This is a genomic window from Pseudomonas sp. HY2-MNA-CIBAN-0224 (genome assembly GCF_040310285.1).
GTDB classification, from domain to species: domain Bacteria; phylum Pseudomonadota; class Gammaproteobacteria; order Pseudomonadales; family Pseudomonadaceae; genus Aquipseudomonas; species Aquipseudomonas helleri.
Genome location: NZ_JBEOPQ010000003.1, coordinates 142,872 through 168,661 on the forward strand (window position 1 = coordinate 142,872; position 25,790 = coordinate 168,661).

Below are 25,790 nucleotides of genomic sequence, written 5' to 3' on the forward strand. Positions count from 1 at the left end.
TATAGAACGAGCTGCCCGGGAATAAATTTAAGCCCGGGTGGCTTATGGTGTGGGAGCGGGCTTGCCCGCGATGATATCGGCGCGGTGTAACAGATGAGTGAGCGTCGCCTGCATCGCGGGCAAGCCCGGCTCCCACAGGGCATGTGTCAAGCTCGCGGGCCTTTTAATTTTCCCCCCGCTTCATCCGTTCCGTAGGGATAGCCGAGCCAAAGCTCGATTGCCAACGTGTACGGAAGAAGTCAGATGAATGCTGAGAAGTCCCTCAAACTTGCCCGCCGGTTCATCGAATTGCCGCTTGAAAAACGCCGGTTATTCCTCGACGGTTTGCGTGCGGAAGGGATCGACTTTTCGCAGTTTCCGATTCCTGCCGATGTGCCTCAGGCGGATCGACAGGCGTTGTCCTACGCACAGCGGCGCATGTGGTTCTTGTGGCAACTGGACCCGCACAGCGGCGCCTACAACTTGCCCGGTGCCGTGCGCCTGAGCGGCGCGCTGAACCTCAGTGCGCTGGAGCAGGCCTTCGCTGGCGTGGTGCAGCGTCACCAGACCCTGCGCACGGTGTTCCGGCAGAACCCTGACGACAGCCTGGAGCAAGTCGAGCGCCTGGCGCTGATCACTGTCGAGCATGTGGATTTCACCCTGTTGCCGGCCATTGAGCGCGAACAGGCAGTGGCCGCTGAGGCGCAGCAGCAGTCGCTGCAACCTTTCGATCTGGCCAATGGCCCGCTGCTGCGGATCAAGCTGCTCAAGCTTGGCGCTGACGAGCATGTGTTGCTGCTGACCTTGCACCACATCGTCTCCGATGGCTGGTCGATGAACGTGCTGATCGACGAATTTATCCGCAGTTACGATGCTTTTGCGCGTAACGAGGCGCCGCAGTTGCCTGAATTGGCCATCCAGTACAGCGACTACGCCCTGTGGCAACGCCGCTGGCTGGAGGCCGGTGAGCAAACGCGGCAACTGGCGTACTGGCAGGCCAAGCTGGGTGATGAGCACCCGGTCATCACCTTGCCCAACGACTACCCGCGCCCGGCCGTGCCCAGCTATCGCGGCACGCGCCATGAGTTCGCGGTGGCCCCGGAGCTGGTTGAGCAGTTGAGGGCCTTGGCGCAACAGCACACGGTCACGCTGTTCATGCTGCTGTTGGGCGCGTTCAACATCTTGTTGCAGCGCTACAGCGGGCAAAACGATCTGCGCGTGGGCGTGCCGATTGCCAACCGCAACCGCCGTGAAGTCGAAGGGTTGATCGGCTTCTTTGTGAACACCCAGGTACTGCGCACCCAACTGACGGCAGACACCACCGTGGCCGAGTTGCTGGCCGCGGTCAAAGAGACCGCTCTCGGTGCTCAAGCCCATCAGGAACTGCCGTTCGAGCAATTGGTAGAAGCCCTCAAGCTTGAGCGCAACCTGAGCCACAACCCGCTGTTTCAAGTGATGTACAACCATCAGCCGCAAGTGGCCGACATTGAAGCGATCAAAACGGCTTCGGGGCTCACACTGGGCCTGATTGAGTGGGAAGGGCGCACCACGCAGTTTGACTTGAGCCTGGACACCTACGAGAAATCTGGCCGTCTGCACGCGGCATTGACCTATGCCAATGACCTGTTTGACGGCGCCACCATCAGCCGTATGGCACGGCACTGGTGCAACCTGCTGCGAGCGCTGGTGGACCACCCCGAACGGCGGATCGGTGACTTGCCGATGCTCGACGCCAGTGAAATACAGACCCGAGTGCACGACTGGAACCGCACCCACGCTCAATACCCGACCCACACCAGCCTGCACGTGTTGATTGAAGCCCAGGTTGAGCGCACCCCCGATGCCACGGCGCTGGTGTTTGGCGCGCAGACCCTGAGCTATGCGCAGCTCAATGCCCGCGCCAACCAACTGGCCCATGAGTTGCGTGAACGGGGTGTCGGCCCGGATGTGCTGGTGGGAATTGCCGTTGAGCGTTCAGTAGAAATGGTGATCGGCCTGCTGGCGATTCTCAAGGCGGGCGGCGCCTATGTGCCGCTCGACCCGGAGTACCCGGCCGAACGTTTGAGCTACATGATCGACGACAGCGGGATCCAGTTATTGCTGACGCAGGAGCATTTGCAGACCGCATTGCCACAACACATCCCGGTCATGCGCCTTGATCTCACTGTAGGAGCGAGCTTGTCTCGCGATCTTTTGAGCGACCAACAGGTCGCGAGGCAAGCTCGCGCCTACAGTACAGAGAATCTGGTTGATCTGACTCAGCCGCAAAACCTGGCCTATGTGATCTACACCTCCGGCTCTACCGGCAAGCCCAAGGGCGCGGGTAACACCCATGCCGCGTTGGTCAACCGCCTGAGCTGGATGCAGCAGGCTTATCGCCTGACGGCCGACGATGCGGTGCTGCAAAAGACTCCGTTCAGTTTTGACGTGTCGGTGTGGGAGTTTTTCTGGCCGCTGCTCACCGGCGCACGTCTGGTGGTGGCGCAACCGGGGGAACACCGCGAGCCGCTGCGCCTGATCGAAACCATTCGCCAGCAGCAGATCAGCACGCTGCATTTTGTGCCGTCGATGTTGCAGGCGTTTATTCATGAGGTGGGCGTCGAACAGTGCACCAGCCTACGGCGGATTGTCTGCAGCGGGGAAGCGTTGCCGGTTGATGCCCAGCAGCAGGTGTTCCTCAAACTGCCCGCTGCCGAGCTGTACAACCTGTATGGCCCGACCGAAGCGGCCATCGACGTAACGCACTGGACCTGCATCGATGAGGGTGCGGCCAGCGTGCCGATTGGCTTGCCCATCGCCAACCTGCGCACGCTGGTGCTGGATGCCAACCTCTCGCCCGTAGCCTTGGGCGTGGCCGGAGAGTTGTATCTGGGCGGGGCCGGGCTGGCGCGCAGCTACCACCGGCGCCCAGGGCTGACAGCAGAGCGTTTTGTGCCGTGCCCGTTTAATCAGGGCGAGCGCCTGTACCGCACTGGCGATTGGGTGCGCCAGCGGGTTGACGGGGTCATTGAATACCTGGGCCGGCTTGATCATCAGGTCAAACTGCGCGGGCTGCGCATTGAACTGGGGGAAATCGAGGCGCGTCTGGCCGAGCAGCCGTCCGTGCGCGAAGCCGTGGTGCAGGTGCTCGACGGCAAGCAACTGGTGGCCTACGTGGTGCTGCACGCGCAGGCGCCTGCCGACGCTTGGCAAACGGAATTGGCCAACCAACTGCAACTCGGTTTGCCGGACTACATGGTGCCCAACCACTGGGTCAGCCTTGAGCGTTTGCCGTTGTCGCCCAACGGCAAGCTCGATCGTAAAGCCTTGCCGCGCCCGGACATCAGCACCGTGCAGCAAGGCTACGTCGCACCGGCCTCTGAGCTGGAACAGCGCCTGGCCGAGATCTGGCAACAGGTACTGGGCGTGGCGCAGATCGGTGTCGACGACAACTTTTTTGCCCTGGGCGGCGACTCGATCATCTCGATCCAAGTGGTCAGCCGTGCCCGTCAGGCCGGGATCGCTTTCAGCCCCCGCGACCTGTTCCAGCATCAAACCATCCGCAGCCTGGCCCGGATTGCCGCGCTGAGCACCGAGACCCTTGTTGATCAAGGGCTGGCCACGGGCGCGGTGGCGCTGGCGCCGGTGCAGCAGTGGTTTTTCAGCCTGGACATGCCCCAGCGCCAGCACTGGAACCAGTCATTGCTGCTGCACCCGCGCCAGCCGGTGGATGCCGGGTTGCTGGAGCAGGCGCTGAACACGCTGGTGAGCCATCACGATGCGCTGCGTTTGCGCTTTGTTCAGCACCACGGCCAATGGCAGCAAGCCTATGCCGAGCTGCCGAACGAGCCTCTGCTGTGGCAGCGTCAGGCCGCGTCAACTGACGAACTCAAAACCCTGTGCGAACAGACCCAATGCAGCCTGGACTTGCACAACGGCCCGTTGCTGCGGGCGTTGCTGGTGGACATGGCCGATCACAGCCAGCGCCTGTTGCTGGTGATTCACCACCTGGTGGTGGACGGCGTGTCGTGGCGGGTGCTGCTCGAAGACTTGCAGCAGTTCTACACCCAACCGGTGCAGGCGGCGCAGGCCAAAACCAGCGCCTATCAGGCCTGGACCGCCCGCTTGGCCGATGAGGCACAGGCGCGGGTCGGGGAACTGGCGCTGTGGCAGCGCCAACTGGCCGGCGCGTCCAGCGAGTTGCCGTGTGACCGTCCTGATGCCGGCTTGCAAAACCGCCATGCCCGCATCTTGGGCCTGACCCTCGACGCAGAATTGACCCGCCAGTTGCTACAAGTCGCCCCCGCCACCTATCGCACACAGGTCAACGACCTGCTGCTGAGCGCGTTGGCGCGGGTTATTTGCCGCTGGAGCGGCCAGCCCAGCAGCTTGATCCAACTGGAAGGCCATGGTCGCGAAGACCTGTTTGCCGACCTCGACCTGTCACGCACTGTGGGCTGGTTTACCAGCCTGTTCCCGGTGCAACTGACCCCAAGTGCGGATCTGGGTGACTCGATCAAGTCGATCAAGGAGCAACTGCGCAGCGTGCCGGACAAAGGCGTGGGCTATGGCCTGCTGCGCTATCTGGCAGGCGAGGACGTGGCTGAACAACTGGCCAGCCTGGCGACGCCGCGCATTACCTTCAACTACTTGGGCCAGTTTGATCGCCAGTTCGATGACACCGCAATGTTTGCCCCGGCCACTGAAAGCGCCGGGCTGGCCCAGGACGAAAACGCACCGCTGGCCAACTGGCTGAGCATTGAAGGGCAGGTGTATGGCGGCGAGCTCAACCTGCAATGGACCTACAGCCACGAAATGTTTGATGACGCCACCGTGCAGGCACTGGCGGACGATTATCGGGGCGAATTGACGGCGCTGATTGCCCATTGCGTAAACAGCGAGCAAGGCGGCATGACCCCGTCGGACTTCCCGCTGGCGCAACTGACCCAGGCGCAACTGGACGCCCTCAAGGTTGCGGCCAGTGCCATCGAAGACATCTACCCGCTGTCGCCGATGCAGCAGGGCTTGCTGGTGCACACCTTGCTCGAGCCCGGCTCGGGCATTTACTACATGCAAGACCGTTACATCATCGACAGCGAAATCGACCTGCCACGCTTTACCGCAGCCTGGCACGCGGTGGTGCAGCGTCATGACGCGTTGCGCGCTTCGTTCAGCCTCGACGATGACGGCCAGATGCTGCAAATCATCCACCGCGATGCTGCACCCAACGTGCAAGTGCACGACTGGATGGATCGCCCCGAGGGCGAACACGAAGCGGCGTTGCAAACGTTGCTGGCCGAAGACCGGGCCCAAGGTTTTGACCTGCTCAACTCGCCGCCTTTCAGCCTGCGCCTGATCCGTCGCAGCGCCGGGCATTACTGGTTCATCCTCAGCAACCACCACATCCTGATTGATGCCTGGTGCCGCTCGCTGTTGCTGCAAGACTTCTTTGCCCTGTACAGCGGCCAGCGCAGCCTGCCGCCCGCGGCGCGGTATCGCGACTTTATTGAATGGCTGCAAGCCCAGGGCGAGCGCGAGGCTCTGCAGGCCTGGAGCGCTGAACTGGCCGGGTTTGAACAGCCGACGCCATTGCCCTTTGACCGTGCCGTGCGCCGTCAGGGCGGGTTCTCGCAGATCGGTGATTGCTATGCCGACCTGGAGGTCAGCCAGGGCCGCGCCTTGCGCGAACTGGCCCAGCGTTACCACGTGACCGTCAACACCCTGACCCAAGCCGCCTGGGCGCTGGTGTTGCAGCGCTACAGCGGGCTCGAAGAAGTACTGTTTGGCGTCACCGTGGCCGGGCGTCCGGTCAATCGCCCGGAAATGCAAGACACCGTTGGCCTGTTCATCAACAGCATCCCGCTGCGCATGCGTTTGCCGCAGGCAGGGCAGCGGGTCAGCGTGCGCGAGTGGCTGCAAGGGGTGTTTGCGCACAATCTGGCGCTGCGTGAACACGAGCATTTGCCGCTGTTGAGCATTCAGGCGTGCAGTGCGCTGGACAAAGGCCAGCCCATTTTCGACAGCTTGTTTGTCTATGAAAACGCCCCGGTGGAAAGCGCGGTGGTCAGCGGCGCCGAGCAGATCAGCGCCAAGTCCGACAGCGCGCGCACTCACACCAACTACCCGATGACCGTGGTGGTGTACCCCGGCGATGCGCTGGGCTTGCACCTGTCCTACGACAAACGCTTTTTTGATGAGGCCACGGTTGAGCGTTTGCTGGCGGACTTCAAGCGCTTGTTGTTGGCGATTGGCGAGCACGCCGAAGGCAACGTTGCCGACCTGCCGTTGGTGGAGGCTGGCGAACGTGCGCAGTTGTTACAGGCGGGCAACCAGACCGCTCGCGATTACCCGTTGGCGCAGGGTTATGTACGGCTGTTTGAAGCGCAGCTGGCGGCGCACCCGGAGCAGGTGGTTGCCACGTGCCTTGACCAGCGCTGGACCTACCAGGCGCTGGATCAGCGGGCGAACCGACTGGGCCATGCGTTGCTGGCGGCGGGCGTCACTGTTGACCAGCCTGTGGCCTTGCTGGCCGAACGCAGCCTCGAACTGCTGGGCATGATGCTGGGTACCTTCAAGGCCGGGGCGGGCTACTTACCCCTCGACCCGCACTTGCCGACCCAGCGGCTATTGGCGTTGCTGCAACTGGGGCGCGTGCCGTTGCTGGTGGCCAGTGCGGCGTGCCGTGAACAGGCTGAGCGCGTGCTGGCATTGCTCAGCCCGGCACAGCGCCCGCCCTTGCTGGTGTGGGAGGACGTGCAAGGCGCCGGGTATTGCAGCACGTCACCGGGCATCTACACCGCGTCCAACAACCTGGCCTATGTGATATTCACCTCGGGCTCCACCGGTACGCCCAAAGGGGTGATGGTCGAGCAGGCCGGGATGCTGAATAACCAACTGAGCAAACAACCGTATCTGCACCTGAGTGCGGCGGACGTGATCGCCCAGACGGCGTCGCAGAGTTTTGATATTTCGGTGTGGCAGTTCCTCGCGGCGCCGTTGTTTGGCGCGCAAGTCGACATAGTGCCTAACGCTATCGCCCATGATCCGGCCGCCTTGCTGGCGCATGTGGCCGCACGCGGGATCACCGTGCTCGAAAGCGTACCGTCGCTGATCCAGAGCCTGCTCGACGAGCCCGAGGGTTCGCTGGCTGCGCTGCGCTGGATGCTGCCCACCGGCGAAGCCATGCCCCCAGAGCTGGCGCGTCGCTGGTTGCAGCGTTACCCGCAGATCGGTCTGGTCAACGCCTACGGCCCGGCGGAATGCTCGGACGACGTGGCGCTGTTCCGTGTTGACGCGGCGTCGGCCCAAGGCGCGTATTTGCCGATTGGCCTGGCCACCGACAACAACCGTTTGTATGTGCTGGATGGCGACTTGCAGCCGGTGCCAACCGGTGTGGTCGGTGAGTTGTACGTGGCCGGTACGGGCGTGGGCCGTGGGTATTTTGCCGACCCGCTGCGCAGCGCGGCGGTCTTTTTGCCTGACCCTTACGCCGCCAGGGCGGGGGAGCGTTTGTACCGCACCGGCGACCTGGCCCGGCGGCGCCCGGACGGCCAACTGGAGTACGTGGGCCGTATCGACCAGCAAGTCAAAGTGCGCGGCTTCCGTATCGAACTGGGCGAAATAGAGTCGCGTCTGCGTGATTTGTCTGGCGTGCGTGAAGCCGCCGTGGTCGTGCAGGACAGTCCGACCGGCAAGGCACTGGTGGCCTTTGTGGTGGCCGACGATGAAGCGAATGCCTGGAGCGAATGGCGCGAGACCTTGAAGGCTGCGCTCAAGGCGCAACTGCCGGACTACATGGTGCCGCTGCACTGGGTTCAATTGCAGAGTTTGCCACTCAATGCCAACGGCAAGGTCGACCGCAAGGCGCTGCCCCAGGCCCAAGCGGCTGACTGGCAGCGCGAGGTGATTGCGCCCCACGCCGGGATCGAAAGCCGTATAGCCGCGATCTGGCAAGAGGTGCTCAAACTTGAGGCGGTCAGCCGCGACGACAACTTCTTTGAACTGGGCGGCCATTCGCTGCTGGTGGCGCAAGTGGTGTCGCGGGTGCGCCAGCAACTGGGTACCGAACTGGCGCTGAGCAGCCTGTTTGAAAGCAGCGTGCTCCGCGATTTCGCTGCCCGTTGCGCCTCACAGCCGCAAACCCTCAGTCAACCGCCATTGCGCCCGCGTGCGCCCGGCCAGCCCGGCGTGTTGTCGTATGCGCAGCAGCGCCAGTGGCTGCTCTGGCAGCTCGACCCGCACAGCGCCGCGTACAACATTCCGGCGGCGCTGCGGCTTAAAGGCTCACTCGATCGCGAGGCCTTGCTGCGCAGCTTCAACGCCCTGCAACAACGCCACGAAACCTTGCGCACCACCTTTGTTCAGGACGGTGACCAGGCCCGTGGCGTGCTGCACGCACATTTGCCGCTGGCGCTGCGTGAATTGACCCTCGACCAGCCATCAGCCGCGCAGATTGACGCCCAAGTGGCCGAAGAAATGCGTCAGCCCTTCGACCTGCGCACGGGGCCGTTGCTGCGCGTGTTGCTGCTCAAGGTGGCGGCCGATGAGCACGTGCTGGTATTGACCGTGCATCACATTGCGGCTGACGGTTGGTCGATGCAGGTGATGGTCGATGAATTCAGTCAGTTGTACCTGGGCCATGAGCTGCCGCCCTTGGCCGTGAGCTACGCCGATTACGCCGCCTGGCAGCGCGACGGGTTGCAAGCCGGCGAGGGCGAGCGCCAGTTGAACGCCTGGCGTGAGCAACTCGGCAGCCAGCATGCGCCACTTGAACTGCCCAGCGAGCTGGTTCGCCCGGCGATCCGCAGTGAGCGGGGGGCGCGAGTGGAGGTAGTCATTGAACCGGTATTGGCGGGTGCACTACGGGAGTTGGCGCAACAGCACAATGTCACGCTGTTTATGCTGCTGCTGGCCAGTTATCAAACCTTGTTGCATCGCTACAGCGGTCAGTCGGCGATCAATGTCGGGGTGCCGAATGCCGGGCGTGGACAACTCGAAACCGAAGGCTTGATCGGTTTCTTTATCAACACCCAGGTGCTGCGCAGCGAGATCGACGGTCAGCAAACGTTTGCCAGCCTGTTGCAACAGGTCAAGCGCAACGCCCTGTGGGCGCAAGCGCATCAAGACCTGCCGTTCGAGCAACTGGTGGACGCGTTGCAGCCGCAGCGCAGCCTGAGGCACAGCCCGCTGTTTCAAGTGGTGTTCAACCATCAGCGGCAGATCGGCGAGAGCGTCGAGCGGCAACTGTCGGGCCTGAGCATTGAGCGCATGGACTGGCAGCAGCGCACGGCGCAGTTCGATCTGGCGCTGGACACCGAAGAACAGGGCGAGCACGTGTACGCCAGCTTGACCTACGCCTGCGATGTGTATGACGCCGCGACCATTGAGCGCTTGGCCGGGCACTGGCTGAACCTGCTGCGCGCGGTGGCGCAGGCGCCGCAGCAACGTATCGCTGAATTGGCCATGCTGGGTCCGGACGAGCAACAGACATTGCTGACGCAATGGAACCCGCAGGTTGAGGTGCAGCCTGCCGGGCCAACCCTGCACCAACTGTTCGAGGCGCAGGCCGCCTTGCAGCCGCATGCCCTGGCGCTGCGCTGTGGGGAAGATTCGCTGACCTATGCAGCGCTCAACGCCCAGGCCAATCGCCTGGCCCGCAAGTTGCGCGAACGCGGTGTCGGCCCGGAAGTGCGGGTCGGCATTGCCACTGAGCGGGCCGTGGCGCTGGTGGTCGGGGTGCTGGCGATTCTCAAGGCCGGGGGCGCGTATGTGCCACTCGACCCGCAATACCCCGCCGAGCGCCTGAGCTACATGATCGAAGACAGCGGCATTCAGTTATTGCTGACCCAGGAACACCTGCTGGAAAACCTGCCGCCGCGGGTCGGCGTGCAGGCCCTATGTCTGGAGCATGTGCAGTGGGAGGCGTTCAGCGCCGACAATCTGCTCAACCTGACCCAGCCCGACAATCTGGCGTATGTGATCTACACCTCGGGCTCAACCGGGCGCCCGAAAGGGGCGTTGCTGAGCCATGCCAACGTCGGCCGTTTGCTCAGCGCCACCGCCGATGAGTTTGCCTTTGGTCCGAGTGATGTGTGGACGCTGTTCCATTCCTATGCGTTCGATTTCTCGGTATGGGAGATGTTCGGCGCGCTGTGCACCGGCGGGCGTCTGGTGATCGTGCCGTACTTCATCAGCCGTGAGCCGCAGGCGTTCCATCAGTTGCTCTGCGATGAGCAAGTCACGGTGCTCAACCAGACCCCGACGGCGTTCCGGCAATTGCTGCCCATTGCCTGCAACAGCCCGCAAACCCTGGCCTTGCGCTGGGTGATCTTTGGTGGCGAAGCCCTTGATGTGGGGAGCTTGCGCCCGTGGTACGCGCGCTTTGGCGATGCGCCCACCACGCTGGTCAACATGTACGGCATCACCGAAACCACGGTGCACGTGACTTGGCGCGCCCTGAGCGCGCAGGACCTCGATGCCAAGGTACAAAGTCCGATTGGCGGGCCCATCCGCGACCTCAGCTGGTATTTGCTCGACAGCCAGTTGCAACCCGTGGCACCAGGCTGCGCCGGTGAGTTGTACATCGCCGGGGCCGGTCTGGCCCGTGGCTACCACGGTCGCGCCGGGCTCACCGCCGAGCGTTTTGTGCCCAGCCCTTTTGCGCCGGGCGTGCGCCTGTACCGCAGCGGCGACCTGGCCCGCCAGCGCGCTGACGGCAACTTCGACTACCTGGGGCGGATCGACCAGCAAGTGAAGATTCGCGGGTTCCGTATCGAGCTGGGCGAAATCGAAACGTGCCTTAAACAGCAAGTGGGCGTCAGCGATGCGGTGCTGAGCGTGCATCAGGGCCAGCTCTGCGCCTATGTGGTGGCCGAGCAGACGCCAATCGATCCGTTGGCGTGGCGCGAGCATTTGCGCACCGCGCTCAAGGTCGAGTTGCCTGATTACATGGTCCCGAGCCACTGGCTGCTGCTGGAAGCCCTGCCGCTGACCGGTAACGGCAAGCTCGATCGCAAGGCGTTGCCATTGCCTGACGCCGAGCACTGGCAGCGCCCTTACAGCGCCCCGGTGGGCGACCTGGAAACCAGACTGGCAACGATCTGGGCCCAGGTGCTGGAGGTCGAGCGGGTAGGGCGCCACGACAACTTCTTTGAATTGGGCGGGCACTCGCTGCTCGCAGCCCAGGCCAACGCCCGGGTCGAACTGGAACTGGGCCTTGAAGTGGCGCTGCGCGCGCTGTTCGAAACCCCCGACCTGCACGCCTATGCCGCTCTGGTACAGGCCCAAACGCCTGCGGATAACGATGTTCGTCTGAGCGCACTTGAGTCGCTGCTCGACGAGATGGAGATCAACTGATGGAACACTCTACCGCCTGGCGTATTGCCAACCGCTTCGCCAGCCTTGCACCGCAGCAGCGCCGAGAGTTCTTGCACAAGATGCAAGAGCAGGGCGTCAGTTTCGGCCAGTTGCCGATCCCGCAGACCGCATCGCCAGACGCACCTTGCGCGCTGTCCTATGCCCAGCAACGGCAATGGTTTTTGTGGCAGCTCGACCCGCAAAGCGCCGCGTACCACATCCCGGCCGCCTTGCGTTTGCGCGGCGAGCTGAATGTGGCGGCGTTGCAGCACAGTTTTGACGCTCTGCTGGAGCGCCATCACAGTTTGCGTAGGGTCTTTGTCTGTGGGAGCGGGCTTGCTCGCGATGCAGGCAACGCGGAGTTTCTGGACAACAGCGGTGATGCTATCGCGAGCAAGCCCGCTCCCACAGATTCAGCAATGCTGTTGACCCGCCACGACCTGCGCGATCAGCCGCAATCCGAACGCCTGAACCTGGCGCTGCGCCAGGTTGAGCAAGACATCGCGCAACCGTTCGATCTGCAACACGGGCCGTTGCTGCGGGTGAGCCTGTTGCAACTGGACGCGCAGGATCATGTGCTGGTGCTGACCTTGCACCACATCGTGGCTGATGGTTGGTCGATGGGCGTGCTGATCGATGAGTTCTCGCAGTTATATGCCGCCCATGCCCAAGGCCAAACCCTAGAGTTGCCAGAACTGGCGATTCAGTACGCCGACTACGCCCTGTGGCAACGGCGCTGGATGGAGGCCGGGGAGCTGGAGCGGCAACTGGACTGGTGGCGCGGGCAACTGGGCAGCGAGCAACCGGTGCTGGAGTTGCCCAGTGACCGCTCACGCCCTGTGCAGCCAAGCCAGCAAGGTGCGCGACTGGATTTCGCGCTGCCAGCCGAGTTGGCCAAAGGCCTGCTGAGCCTGGCCAGGCAGCGCGGGGTGACGCCGTTTATGCTCTTGCTGGCCAGTTTTCAGGTGCTGCTGCACCGCTACAGCGGCCAGCAGGATCTGCGTATCGGTGTGCCGGTGGCCAACCGCACACGCGCGGAAACCCGTGGCCTGATCGGTTTTTTCGTCAATACCCAGGTGCTGCGGGCCGAGCTGGACGGGCGCATGCCGTTCAGCCAATTGCTAAGCCAGACCCGTGACCGCGCACTGGATGCCCAGGGTTATCAGGACGTGCCCTTCGAACGGCTGGTCAATGCCTTGCAGGGGGAGCGCAGCCTGAGCCACAGCCCCTTGTTTCAAGTGATGTTCAACCACCAGCAAAGCCGCCCCGGCGCACTGCGCGGGATGCTCGCCGGTTTGCAGGTCGAGAGCCTGGAATGGCAGGGCCGCACTGCTCAGTTTGATCTACAACTCGATACCCATGAAGAAGGCGAGCACCTGCTGGCCAGCCTGACTTATGCCACCGACCTGTTTGATGCCCCGCGCATCGAAGCCATGGCCGCGCATTGGCGCACCCTGCTGGCTGGTGTGGTGGCGAATCCTGAGTGCGCGATCAGCGAGCTGCCGATGCTCGCTGCCCATGAAATAGAGGCCACGCTGTATGGCCTGAATGCCACGCAGCAGCACTATCCCGGCCCCGCCTGCGTGCACCAGCACATCGAAGCGCAAGCGGCGGCCACACCGGATGCTTGTGCGCTGGTGTTTGCCGGGCAGTCATTGAGTTATCGCGAACTCAATCTGCGGGCCAACCGTCTGGCGCATCAGTTGCGCGAGAGCGGAGTGGGCCCGGAAGTGCGCGTGGGCGTGGCGTGCGAGCGTTCGCTGGAGCTGGTGATTGGCTTGCTGGCGATTCTCAAGGCCGGGGGCGCTTACGTGCCGCTCGACCCTGAATACCCGGCTGAACGCCTCGCCTACATGTTTGAAGACAGCGGTATCAGTTTGCTGCTGACCCAGGCGCACGTGCAGACGGCGTTGCCGCCGCACATCCCCGTCATGATCCTGGATCCCACTGTAGGAGCGAGCTTGCCTCGCGATCTTTCAAACGTTCATGAGTGCGCTGAAAACCTGACTAACCTGGCGCATCCCGAGAATCTGGCCTATGTGATCTACACCTCGGGCTCCACCGGCCGCCCCAAAGGCGCAGGCAACAGCCATGGCGCGTTGTACAACCGGCTGGCATGGATGCAACAAGCTTATGGCCTGAGCGCTGCCGACCGGGTCTTGCAGAAAACCCCGTTCAGTTTTGACGTGTCGGTGTGGGAGTTTTTCTGGCCGCTGATGCATGGCGCGACCCTGGTGGTCGCCGCCCCCGGTGCGCACCGCGACCCGCAGCAACTGGCGCAACTGATCGTCGAGCAGGGGATTACCACCCTGCATTTTGTGCCGTCGATGCTGCAAGCCTTCATCAACAGCGACGAGGCCGCGCAGTGCTGCTCGCTGCGGCGGATTGTGTGCAGCGGCGAGGCGCTGCCGATTGCCTTGCAACGCCAGACAATGAGTAACCTGCCCCAAGCGGCGTTGTACAACTTGTACGGGCCTACCGAAGCGGCCATCGACGTAACCCACTGGACGTGCCTTGAAGAACAGCGCGACAGCGTGCCGATCGGGCGACCGATTGCCAACCTGCGTACCTACGTCCTCAGCCCGGAACTGTTGCCCTTGCCGACCGGTGCCATTGGCGAGTTGTACTTGGCGGGCGCGGGTTTGGCCCGGGGCTACCATGCGCGCCCGGCATTGACGGCCGAGCGCTTTGTGGTCGACCCGTTTGGCAGTGGCGAACGGCTGTACCGCACTGGCGACCTGGCGCGTTATCGCGCTGACGGTGCTATCGAGTACTGCGGCCGGATCGACCATCAGGTGAAAATTCGCGGCCTGCGCATCGAGCTGGGCGAGATCGAAGCGCGCCTGCAAGAACACCCGCAGGTTCAGGAAGCCGTGGTACTGGCGCTGGACAGCCAGTTGGTGGCGTATCTGGTGCCCAGCGACGTGGCGCTGCTGGAACAGCCCGAGGCGCAAGCCGCCTGGCGTGACACCCTGAAAGCCCATGTACTGCTGAGCCTGCCCGATTACATGGTGCCGACGCAGTTGCTGTTGATCGAGCGCATGCCGCTGAGCCCCAATGGCAAGCTGGAACGCAAGTTGTTGCCGGCGCCGCAGGCCAGCGTCAGCCAGCGGGTTTTCGAGGCACCACGCAGCGACAACGAGCGCCAGTTAGCAGCGATTTGGCAAGCCGTGCTGGGGCTTGAGCAGGTCGGCCGTCAGGACAACTTCTTTGAGCTGGGCGGCGACTCGATCATCTCGATTCAGGTGGTCAGCCGGGCACGGCGTGCCGGGTTGCGCTTGCAGCCGCGTGACCTGTTTCAACAACCGACCTTGCAGGCGCTGGCCGCTGTGGCTAGCCCGCTACAGGTCGCGCACATCCCTCAAGGGCCGGTGGTGGGTACGCAAACACTAACCCCGGTGCAGCAGTGGTTCTTTGCCAATCAAACCGAGCAGCCCCAGCACTGGAACCAGTCGGTGCTGCTGGACGTGCGCGAGCCGCTGGACTTGCTGCGCCTGCAAACCGCCGTGCAGCAGGTGTTGGCCCAACACGACGCGTTGCGTTTGCAGTTCCGCGAGCAGGCCGGGGAATGGACAGCGCGCTATGTGCCGCTGGACAGCAGCGCGGCCACCGATCTGCTGTGGACCGCCCAAGTGCACAGCAGCGAGGCGTTACAAGCCTTGTGCGACGAGGCGCAGCGCAGTTTATCGCTGCACGACGGGCCGCTGCTGCGCGCGGTGTTGATCGACCACGAGCAAGGCGCGCAGCGTTTGTTGCTGGTGATTCACCACCTGGTGGTGGACGGCGTGTCGTGGCGGGTGTTGCTTGAAGACTTGCAGGCGGCCTACGCCGGGCAAGCCCTGGCAGAAAAAACCAGCGCCTTGCAAGACTGGGCCCGGCAGTTGTCGGCCTATGCGCAAAGCCCGGCATTGATGGCTCAACGTGACAGCTGGTTGCAGCAGTTGCAAGGCGCCAGCGCCCGGTTGCCCCATGCCCGCACGGAGGCCAGCCAGGCGTTGCGTCATCGCCAGGTGGTGAGCCTGGGCCTGGACCGGGCGCAGACCCGGCACTTGCTGCAACAGGCGCCTGCGGCCTATCGCACGCAGATCAATGACCTGCTGCTGACCGCGTTGGCCCGCGCCCTGTGCGACTGGACCGGCGATTCGACGGCCTTGATCCAGCTGGAAGGCCACGGCCGTGAAGAACTGTTTGCGGGCATCGACCTGACCCGCACTGTGGGCTGGTTCACCAGCCTGTTCCCTGTCAAGTTGACCCCTGCCGTGGGCATGGCCGAGTCGATCAAAGCGATCAAGCAGCAACTGCGTGAGGTACCGGGCAAGGGCCTGGGCTTTGGGCTGTTGCGCTACCAGGGCGATGCCCAGACCCAAGCCAGCCTCGCGGCCTTGCCGCAGGCACGGGTGACGTTCAACTACCTGGGCCAGTTTGATCAGAGCTTCAACGACGACGGGTTATTCGTCCCGGCTCAAGCGGCCAGCGGCGCCGCGCAGAGCCTGGATTCGCCGTTGGCCAACTGGTTGTCAGTTGATGGCCAGGTGTATGGCGGTGAATTGAAGCTGGACCTGAGCTTCAGCCAGGAATGCTTCGACACGGCGGATATCGAGGCCCTAGCCTCAAGCCTTAAGGCCCAGTTGCAGGCGCTGATTGAGCATTGCCTCAACCCGCAGCACAGCGGCGTGACCCCGGCGGACTTCGCGCTGGCCAACCTGACCCAGGCGCAACTTGACCAACTGCCCGTGCCGCCACGGCAGATAGAAGACCTGTACCCGTTGTCACCGATGCAGCGCGGTTTGCTGTTTCACAGCCTGTACGAGCCCCAGGCCGGCGCTTACGTCAACCAGCTCAGCGTCGCGGCGAGCGGGCTGGACGCCACCCGCTTGGCGCAGGCGTGGCAGGCGACGCTGGATGCACACCCGATTTTGCGCAGTGGTTTCCATTGGCCCCAGGGCGCCAGTGAGCCGGTGCAGGTGGTGCAGCGGGCGCTGGAGTTGCCGCTAACCGTGCTCGACTGGCGCGGCCGCGCCGAGCAAACCGCCGAGCTGGAGTTGCTGGCGCGCAGCGAGCGTTTGCAGTTTGATCCAGCCCAGCCACCGCTGCTGCGTCTGGCCTTGGTGCGTCTCGATGAGCAGCGCCAGCAACTGATCTACACCCATCACCATTTACTGCTGGATGGCTGGAGCAATGCCTTGCTGCTGGGTGAGGTGTTGCAGCGTTATGCCGGGGTTGAGGTGGCCACTCACCAGGGCCGCTTTGCCGACTACATCGGCTGGCTGCAAGGGCAGGATGCCCAGGCCGATGAAGCCTTTTGGCGTGCGCAACTGGCGACCCTGGACAATCCGACGCTGTTGGCACAAAGCCTGGCGCACGGTGGCTCAGGCAGCAGCGAGTACGCGGATCATCGGCAGGTATTCGATGGGCCGAGCAGCGAGGCTTTCAATGCCTTTGCCCGCCAGCACAGCATCACCCTCAACACCTTGGTGCAGGGCGCTTGGGCGGTGTTGTTGCAGCGTTATAGCGGTCAGCAGACCGTAGTGTTTGGCGCCACTGTGTCCGGGCGCCCGGTGGATCTGCCGGGTGCAGAAAACCAGCTCGGGTTGTTTATCAACACCTTGGCGGTGATCACTCAGCCACAGGCGGCTGAAAGTGTGGCGCAGTGGTTGAGCCGCTTGCAGGCGCATAACCTGGAGCTGCGCGAGCATGAATTTACCGCGCTGAGCGATGTGCAGCGTTGGGCCGGGCGTGCCGGTGAGCCGCTGTTCGACAGTTTGCTGGTGTTTGAAAACTTCCCCATCGGCGCGGCCTTGCAGCAGGGCGCGCCAGAGGGCTTGAGCTTTGCCGTACCGGCCAACCATGAGCGCACCAACTACCCGCTGACGCTGGCGGCGGTCAGTGAAGGCCAGTTGAGCCTGACCTGGAGCTTCTTGTGCAGCCATTTTGACCCGGCGGCCATTGCCCGGATGAGCGAGCACTTGGCGTGCCTGCTGCACGCCATGGTGGCGGCGCCGTTGTCTGCGTTGGGTGAATTACCGTTGCTAAGTGCTGCCGAGCACACCTGGCAATTGCGCGAGTGGAACCCGCCACCCAAAGCCGCGACCGAGCAGAGTGTGCATCAGTTAATCGCCGCCCAGGCGGCGCTACGCCCTGACGCCACGGCGCTGATCTTTGACAGCAGCACGTTCACCTACGCCGAACTCAACCAACGCGCCAACCGTTTGGCCCATCGCCTGCGTGAACTGGGGATCGGCCCCGAAGTGCGGGTGGGGCTGGCGGTAGAACGTTCGCCGCAGATGATTATCGGCTTGCTGGCGATTCTCAAGGCCGGGGGCGCGTATGTGCCGCTGGACCCGGCGTACCCGCCAGAGCGCTTGGGTTACTTGATGCAGGACAGCGGCATTGCTTTGCTGCTGAGCCAGTCGTGGTTGCGCAAGCAGTTGCCGCAGATCGACGGCCTGCCGGTGCTGGAACTCGACCGTGAAGACGTCAGCTACTTGCCGACCAGCAACCCGGTCAACCTGGTCACTGCACAGAACCTCGCGTACCTGATTTACACCTCGGGTTCGACCGGGCGGCCCAAAGGCGTGAGCGTGGCCCACGGCCCGTTGGCCATGCATTGCCTGGCCATTGGCGCGCTGTACGGCATGACCCCGGACGACCGCGAGCTGCAATTTGCTTCGATCAGTTTTGACGGTGCCCACGAGCGCTGGCTGACCCCGCTGGTGTTCGGCTCGGCGTTGATGCCCCGTGACGATGAGGTTTGGAGCGCGCAGCGTACCTGCGAAGAGATCGAGCGGCACGGCATCACCATCGCCTGTTTTACCCCGAGCTATTTGCTGCAAATGGCCGATTACATTGGCGAAGCCGGGCGCACGCTGCCGATACGCTCCTATACCGTGGGCGGTGAGGGCATGCCCAAGCACGCCTTTGATGAAGTGCAGCGCGTGTTGCAGCCGCCGCGCATCATCAACGGCTACGGCCCGACCGAAACGGTGATCACGCCGTTGATCTGGTGCGCTTACCCGGACACCCATTTTGACTCGGCCTTCTTGCCGATCGGGCGCCCGGTGGGTGAGCGCAGCGCCTATGTGCTGGATGCCAGCATGCAGCCGCTGCCAGTGGGTGTGGCGGGTGAGCTGTATTTGGGCGGCGAAGGCATTGCCCGCGGTTATCACCGGCGCCCGGCCCTGACCGCCGAACGCTTTGTGCCCGACCCGTTTGTACCGGGCGCGCGGCTGTATCGCAGTGGCGACCTGGCGCGGCTGCGCGAAGACGGTGTGGTCGAGTACCTGGGGCGGATTGACCAGCAAGTGAAGATTCGCGGGTTCCGCATCGAGCTGGGCGAAATTGAAGCCTGCTTGCTGGAGCACGATGGCGTGCGCGAAGCCTGGGTGGTGGACCGCGAAGGCCCGCTCAGCCGTCAGTTGGTGGGCTATGTGGTGGCCCGTGACCCGCTGGCCGACGAGGCGGCGTTGCGCCAAGCGTTGGTCGATCATCTGCGCAGCCGTTTACCCGCGCACATGCTGCCCGCCCATGTGCTGTGCCTGGCGGCGTTGCCGCTGACCCCCAACGGCAAGCTGGACCGGCAGGCGCTGCCGTCACCGCAGGCCTGCCGGGAGGTGACTGAACGTGTCGCGCCAGGCACTCCGGCCGAGGTGTTGCTGGTTGAGATCTGGCAGGAGTTGCTGGGGCTGGAGGCGATTGGCGTCACCGAGAACTTCTTCGAGCTGGGCGGTGATTCGATCATCTCGTTGCAAGCGGTGAGCCGTGCCGGGGCCCGTGGGCTGGCCTTTACCCCCAAGCAGTTGTTCACCGCACAAACCATCCGTGCGTTGGCGGCAATGGCGCAGACTGCCGAGCCGCAACGACTTGAAACCCTCAACACTCCGGCGTTTGCCCTTGCGCCCGGCACGCTGCCGATTGATCGCAATGAGCTGGACGATGTTTACCCGTTGTCGCTGATGCAGCAGGGCATGCTGTTCCATTGCATCGAGTCGCCCGAGCTTAATCTGTACGTCAACCAGTTGAGCGTGGCGGTTGAAGGGTTGCAGGTAGAGCGTTTTCGCGCCGCCTGGCAAACCTTGCTCGAACGCCATGAGGTGCTGCGCGCTGCGTTCCGCTGGCGTGACGGCGTGGCCGAGCCGATGCAAGCGGTGTATCGGCATGCCGAACTGCCGATTGTCGAGCTGGACTGGCGCGATCATGCCGCGCCCGAAGCCGCCTTGCAGGCGCTGGCCGCGGATGAACAGGCCCGTGGCTTTGACCTCAACTGCCCACCGTTGATGCGCTTCACCCTGGTGCATCTGGGCGAGTCCCGGGTGCAAATGATCTGGACTTACCACCACTTGCTGCTCGACGGCTGGAGCGCCTCGCGCCTGCTCGGTGAGATGCTCCGCGTGTACGCCGGGCAGTCGTTGCCAGCGCTGACCGGGCGTTATGCCGACTACATCAGTTGGTTACAGCGCCAGGACGCCTCGCTGGCTGAACACTTCTGGCGCGAGCGCCTGCAAGCGCTGGACGCACCGAGCATTTTGGCCAAGGCCGCAAATACTCAAGGCAGCGGGCATGGCGTGTTGTACAGCTATCTGGACAGCGCGGCGACCCAGCGTCTGCATCGCTTTGCCAATGCCCAGCGCGTCACCCTTAACACATTGATTCAGGGGGCCTGGCTGTTGCTCTTGCAGCGTCACACCGGGCAGCGCAGCGTGGCCTTTGGCGCCACCGTGGCCGGGCGACCGACGCAATTGGCCGGGGCGCAGGACATGCTCGGGCTGTTTATCAACACCTTACCGGTGATCCAGACCCTCGACCCGCAGCAGGCGCTGGGCGATTGGTTGCGTCAGGTGCAGGACTACAACCTGTCGGTCCGCGACTTTGAACACACGCCGCTGGCAGATATTCAGCGCTGGGCCGGGCAAGGCGGGCAGGGGTTGTTCGACAGCATCATCGTGTTTGAGAACCACCCGGTAGACCGCGCCTTGCGCGGCGAGCAGGACGGCGAGCTGCGCTTTGCCGAAGTCGGCAGCGGCGGGGTGACCAACTTCCCGATGGACTTGATGGTCAGCGCCAGCGAGCAAGGGCTGGAGGTGGAATACCTGTACCTGCGCGAGCGCTTCAGTGCGCCTGAGGTCGAGCGCATTCGTGCGCAACTGGAAGGGTTGCTGGCACAGTTGCCGCAAGACGCCGAGCGTTTGATCGGTGATATCGGCATGCCCAACGCCTGTATTGAACCGGCGCAACCCGCTCTGCCGGTGACTGATCTGGTGCAGGGCTTTAGCCAGCAGGTGTTGCGCCAGCCGCAGGCCAGGGCTCTGAGCTGTGACGGCCGCGAACTGAGCTATGCCGAGCTTGAGCGTCAAGCCAATGGGCTGGCGTGCGAGTTGCAGGCCCGAGGCATCGGCCCGGAGCAGGTGGTGGCCGTGGCCCTGCCGCGTTCAGAGCACACTGTCGTGGCGTTTTTGGCGGTGCTCAAGGCGGGGGCAGCGTACCTGCCGCTGGACCTGGATTACCCGGCTGAGCGTCTGGCCTTTATGTTGGCGGACTCAGGCGCGAGCCTGTTGCTGTGCCGCAGCGACGTCGATCAGCGGGTGGCGTTTGATCCGGCCCTGGCACGACTGGCGCTGGACACACTGGCAGACGTTCAAGGCACGCCGCACCCCGTGCAGCCATTGGCCGGGCACTTGGCGTATTTGATCTACACCTCGGGCTCCACCGGCCAGCCCAAAGGCGTGGCGGTGGCCCGCGAGCCGATTGCGCGGCATTGCCAAGGGATTATCGAGCTGTATGAACTGAGCCCGGCGAGCCGTGAATTGCACTTTATGTCGTTCGCGTTCGACGGTGCACAAGAGCGTTGGCTCAGCGTGCTGTTGGCCGGTGGCAGCCTGGTGATTCGTGGCGACCACCTGTGGACCCCCGAGCAGACCTTGCAGGTGCTGCATGAGCAGCAGGTCAATGTGGCGTGCTTCCCGCCGGCTTATCTGCAACAGCTGGCCGAAGTGGCGCTGACCCAAGGGCCGCCGCCAGCGGTGCACACCTACTGCTTTGGCGGCGATGCAGTGCCGGATGCCAGCTTTGAAATGGTTAAGCGCGCCTTGCAACCGCAGCGTCTGGTCAATGGCTACGGACCGACAGAAACAGTGGTCACGCCGCTGCTGTGGCGCGCCGAGGTGACGCAGCAGTGTGGCGCCGCCTACGCACCGATTGGCCGCAGCGTGGCCGGGCGCGGTGTGTACGTGCTGGATGCGGACATGAACCCGTTGCCGGTGGGCGTCAGTGGCGAGTTGTACCTGGGCGGGGAGTGCCTGGCACGTGGTTACCATCACCAGCCCGGCTTGAGTGCCGAGCGCTTTGTGCCGGACCCGTTCGATGCCAAAGGCGGGCGCATGTACCGCACCGGTGATCTGGTGCGCCAGCGCGAAGACGGCATAGTCGACTACCTGGGCCGTCTGGACCAGCAAGTGAAGATTCGCGGTTTCCGCATCGAACTGGGCGAGATCGAGGCGCGCCTGCGTCAATGCGAGGGGGTGCAGGACGCGGCGGTCAACGTCTTCGAAGGTGTGACCGGCAAGCAGTTGGTGGGCTATGTGGTTGCCGCGCCCGGTCAGGGCCTTGAGCGCGAGGTGAAAGAGCAACTCCAGGCGCAACTGCCGGACTACATGGTGCCGTCGCAGATCGTGCAACTGGCACGGTTGCCGTTGTCGGCCAACGGCAAACTGGATCGCCGCGCCTTGCCGCAGCCCCAGCGTGCCCAAGACCATTACCGCGCGCCGCGCAATGCGCTGGAACAGGCCTTGGTGCAGATCTGGCAAGACGTGCTGGGCCTGGAGCAAGTCGGTATCGACGATAACTTCTTTGAGCTGGGCGGCGACTCGTTGCAGGTGTTGAAAGTCATCTCGCAGGTCCGTCATCAGGCGCATTTAGGCTTCAGCCTGAAACTGCGCGACCTGATGCAAAAGCCCTGCATCGCGCAACTGAGCGGTTATGAACCGCACATTGCGGCCCTTGCACCTGACCCCTTGTTGGCGCTCAACAGTCGCGTCCATGACGTGCCGCCGTTGTTCTGCCTGCACGCGGGGTTCGGCACGGTGTTCGACTATGAACCGCTGGCCCGTAAATTGGACGGGCGCCGCAGCGTCTATGGAGTGCAGTGCCGAATGTTGCTGGACCCGGCATGGCAGGACGACTCCTTACAGGCCATGGCCCTGGCCTACGCCGGGCACATCCGCCAGCAGCAGGCCCACGGCCCGTATCACCTGCTGGGCTGGTCGCTGGGCGGTGCGTTGACCTTGCTGGTGGCGCAAGAGCTGGAGGCCCAGGGCCAGGAAGTGGCGTTTGCCGGATTGGTCGACAGCTACGTGGCGGGTACGGCGCAAGCCAGTGACGGACGTGAAGATCTACAAGACTTTTTGCGTTTCGTGTTGGGCGTGACGCAGGCCGAGGCGCAGAGACTGATGGCGGATGAACAGCACAGCGCCGAGCAGGTGATTGAAGCAGCGCTGGCCACCCATGAGCATGGCGTGTTGGGGGCGGCAGAACTGAGCCAGATCTTCGCCGTCGGTGCACGGCTCAAGCACTTGGCGTTGGCCCTGCGCGGCTTGCCGCAGACGCGGGTGCAGGCCCACCACTGGTGGGTGGCAGGCCGTGAAGACGAGCGCCGGGTGCACGCGGCACACATCGGCGCGGGCGCCAGCCATGAGGTGTTGAGTGGCGGTCATTACGACTTGTTGCGCCATGCGCGATTGCTGGCGCAACTGGATGATCTGCTGGCTGTGCAGCTTGATTTGGCTTGAACGGGCGCGGAGCAAAAAAATCGTTATCAAATATTAACTAAGTGATTGATTTTAAAGACCCTGTAGGAGCGAGCTTGCTCGCGAGCTGTTGATCTTGATCTGGCTTGTGGTCTTGATCTAAGAGCCCCTCACCCTAGCCCTCTCCCGAAGGAGAGGGAACCGATTGGGGGATGCTGAAGAAAATCGGCGGCCTGTTTGCTGCGCGACAGCGCGGCGCCGACGATGGGCGGCCCCACCAACAGTGTGTTTTTGAGGGAAGTAGAAATGTCGGTGTTGCCCGAACTGGAAGCATTTTTAGAATTGGCTGAATTCAGCCGCATGACCGGCAAGACCCAGCCCATGCACGCGCTGACCCCGGCCCAGGCCCGCAGCGAGTTCGAGCAAAGCGCCAGCGTGTTTGATGTGCCGGTGACGGCAGTGGACAGCTACGACGTGCGCATTCCGGCGCGTGATGGCTTCAGCGTGTCGGCGCGGCTTTATCGTCGACCTGGCCTTGAGGTCGGGCCGTTGCCGGTGGTGGTTTATTTTCACGGCGGTGGCTATGTCATTGGCAGCCTCGACAGCCATGATTCGCTGTGCCGCCGGTTGGCGGCGGCCGGGGATTTTGCCTTGCTGGCGGTCAATTACCGGCTAGCCCCGGAGTGGGTGTTTCCCACCGCCGTGCATGACGCCTGCGATGCAGTGAACTGGCTGCTGCGTGAGGGCCGTCAACATGGGCTGGACGCCTCGCGGGTGGCCTTTGCCGGAGACAGTGCGGGCGGAACCTTGAGCACGGTGTTATCGATTCTGGCGGTGCAGGAACCGCAAGAAGTCGCCATCGTGCCCCGCGCTCAAGTGCTGCTGTATCCCGTAACCGATGGCAGCTGCAAGCGTGACTCCCATCAGCGTTACGCCGAGGGCTACCTGCTCGAAACCGCGACCATGGACTGGTTTTACGGGCATTACGCCAAGGATGAACAAGCGCTGCAGGACTGGCGGATTTCGCCGTTACTGGCAACGGATGTCACCGGCCTGGCCCCGGCGCTGGTGTACCTGGCCGGCTACGACCCGTTGTATGACGAAGGCCTGGCGTACGCCCGCAAGCTTGAACAAGCGGGTAACGACGTGCTGTTGCTGGAAGAACCCGGCATGACCCACGACTTTATGCGCATGAGCGGCTTGCTGGAGCAAGTGCCGAAGATCCATGGGCGGGTGGCGGGTTGGCTGGATAAAAGGCTGGCACAATCCTGAACCTTGCAAATCACTTGTAGTCGCTGCCGAAGCATGAGGCTGCGATGGGTTGCGAAGCGACCCCGGACGGCGGTCCTGCGGCCCGCATCGCAGCCGTCGTACCTGGGCAGCGGCTACATAAATCGTTTTCAACCCCCAAACCCGATCTGCGCAATCAACCACACATTCGCCCCGCTGATCACGGTAAACAGGAACCACGCCAGCAGCTTTGTTGGCAGCCGATTTGCGAAAGGCCCCATGAGCGTCGGGTCGCTGGTCATGCGGATCAGCGGGTAGAGCGCAAAGGGCAGTTGCAGGCTCAGTACGACCTGGCTAAGGATCAGCAGTTTGCCCACAGCGTCATCGCCCATCAGCCACACCCCGAGGAACGCCGGGATCAATGCCAGGCCACGGGTGATCAGGCGGCGCTGCCAGCAGGGGATGCGCAGGTTTAAATAGCCTTCCATGATCACTTGCCCGGCGATGGTCCCAGTAAAGGTCGAGCTTTGCCCCGAGGCCAGTAATGCCACGCCAAACAAGACGCTGGCCATGGCGCCGCCGACCAGCGGGTCGAGCATGCGGTAGGCGTCCTGGATCTCGACGATGTCCGAATGGCCGGTCTGGTGGAAGGCGGCTGCGGCGAGGATCAGGATAGCGGCGTTGACTAGCAGGGCCAGGGTCAGCGAACCGATGGTGTCGATGCGCGACAGGCGTACGGCGTCGAGTTTGCTGGCGTAGTCGCAGCCGGTCAGGCGGGTTTGCACGATGGAGGTGTGCAGGTAGAGGTTGTGCGGCATGACCGTGGCGCCAATGATGCCGATGGCAATGTACAGCGGCGCGGCGTCGCTGATGGCGGAAAGGGATGGTTTGAAGCCTTCGAAAACATCCGGCCAGTAGGGTTTGATCAGCACCAGTTCAACGAAAAAACACGCGGCGATGGTCATCACCAAGGCCAGCATGATGGCTTCGAGGCGGCGGAAGCCTTTGCCTTGCAGGGCCAGAATCAACAGGGTGTCGAAAGCAGTCAGGGCGATGCCGAAGGTCAGCGAGCAGCCCAGCAACAAGTGGAAGGCCAGCGCGCAGCCGAGCACTTCGGCGAGGTCGGTGGCGATGATCGAGATTTCTGCCAACACCCATTGAAACCGTGCCGAGCGCTGGCTGTAGCGCTCGCGGCAAAGTTGCGCCAGGTCACGCCCGGTGGCGATGCCCAGGCGTGAGCACAAACACTGCACGGCCATCCCGGCCAGGCTGGCGAGCAATACCACAAACAGCAAGCTGTAGCCGTAGCGCGAACCTGCTTCGATGGCGGTGGCCCAGTTGCCCGGATCCATGTAGCCGATGCTGATCAACAAGCCGGGCCCGGCGAAGCGCAGCGCGCGTTTCCAGAACGGCGCCCTGGCGTCCACGGGGACACTGCCGCTGACTTCAGGCGGGCAGAAGGGCGCGGTGGCGATTTTTGGCAGGCTGAATTTCAAACGCGGGCTCCGG

4 protein-coding genes are annotated in these 25,790 nt (G+C 63.4%); 3 read left to right on the forward strand and 1 reads right to left on the reverse strand.

The window, feature by feature from the left end; all coding sequences use genetic code 11:
• Positions 1–243 precede the first annotated feature (243 nt).
• The 3 genes from AAEZ03_RS03745 (at position 244) to AAEZ03_RS03755 (ending at position 24,323) form a co-directional block, all read left to right on the forward strand.
• Complete coding sequence (locus AAEZ03_RS03745) at positions 244–11,313, forward strand: non-ribosomal peptide synthase/polyketide synthase (RefSeq protein ID WP_350576159.1); 11,070 nt, start codon at positions 244–246, stop codon at positions 11,311–11,313.
• Positions 11,313–23,093 (forward strand): non-ribosomal peptide synthetase, encoded by an 11,781-nt coding sequence (locus AAEZ03_RS03750; RefSeq protein ID WP_350576162.1) that lies wholly within the window; start codon positions 11,313–11,315, stop codon positions 23,091–23,093. The genes AAEZ03_RS03745 and AAEZ03_RS03750 overlap by 1 nt, the downstream gene beginning before the upstream one ends.
• A gap of 264 nt (positions 23,094–23,357) precedes the next feature.
• Positions 23,358–24,323 (forward strand): alpha/beta hydrolase fold domain-containing protein, encoded by a 966-nt coding sequence (locus tag AAEZ03_RS03755; RefSeq protein ID WP_278937965.1) that lies wholly within the window; start codon positions 23,358–23,360, stop codon positions 24,321–24,323.
• A gap of 128 nt (positions 24,324–24,451) precedes the next feature.
• On the opposite strand, the gene AAEZ03_RS03760 is transcribed toward AAEZ03_RS03755, so the two are convergent.
• Complete coding sequence (locus AAEZ03_RS03760; protein WP_350576166.1) at positions 24,452–25,777, reverse strand: Nramp family divalent metal transporter; 1,326 nt, start codon at positions 25,775–25,777, stop codon at positions 24,452–24,454.
• Positions 25,778–25,790: the final 13 nt, after the last annotated feature.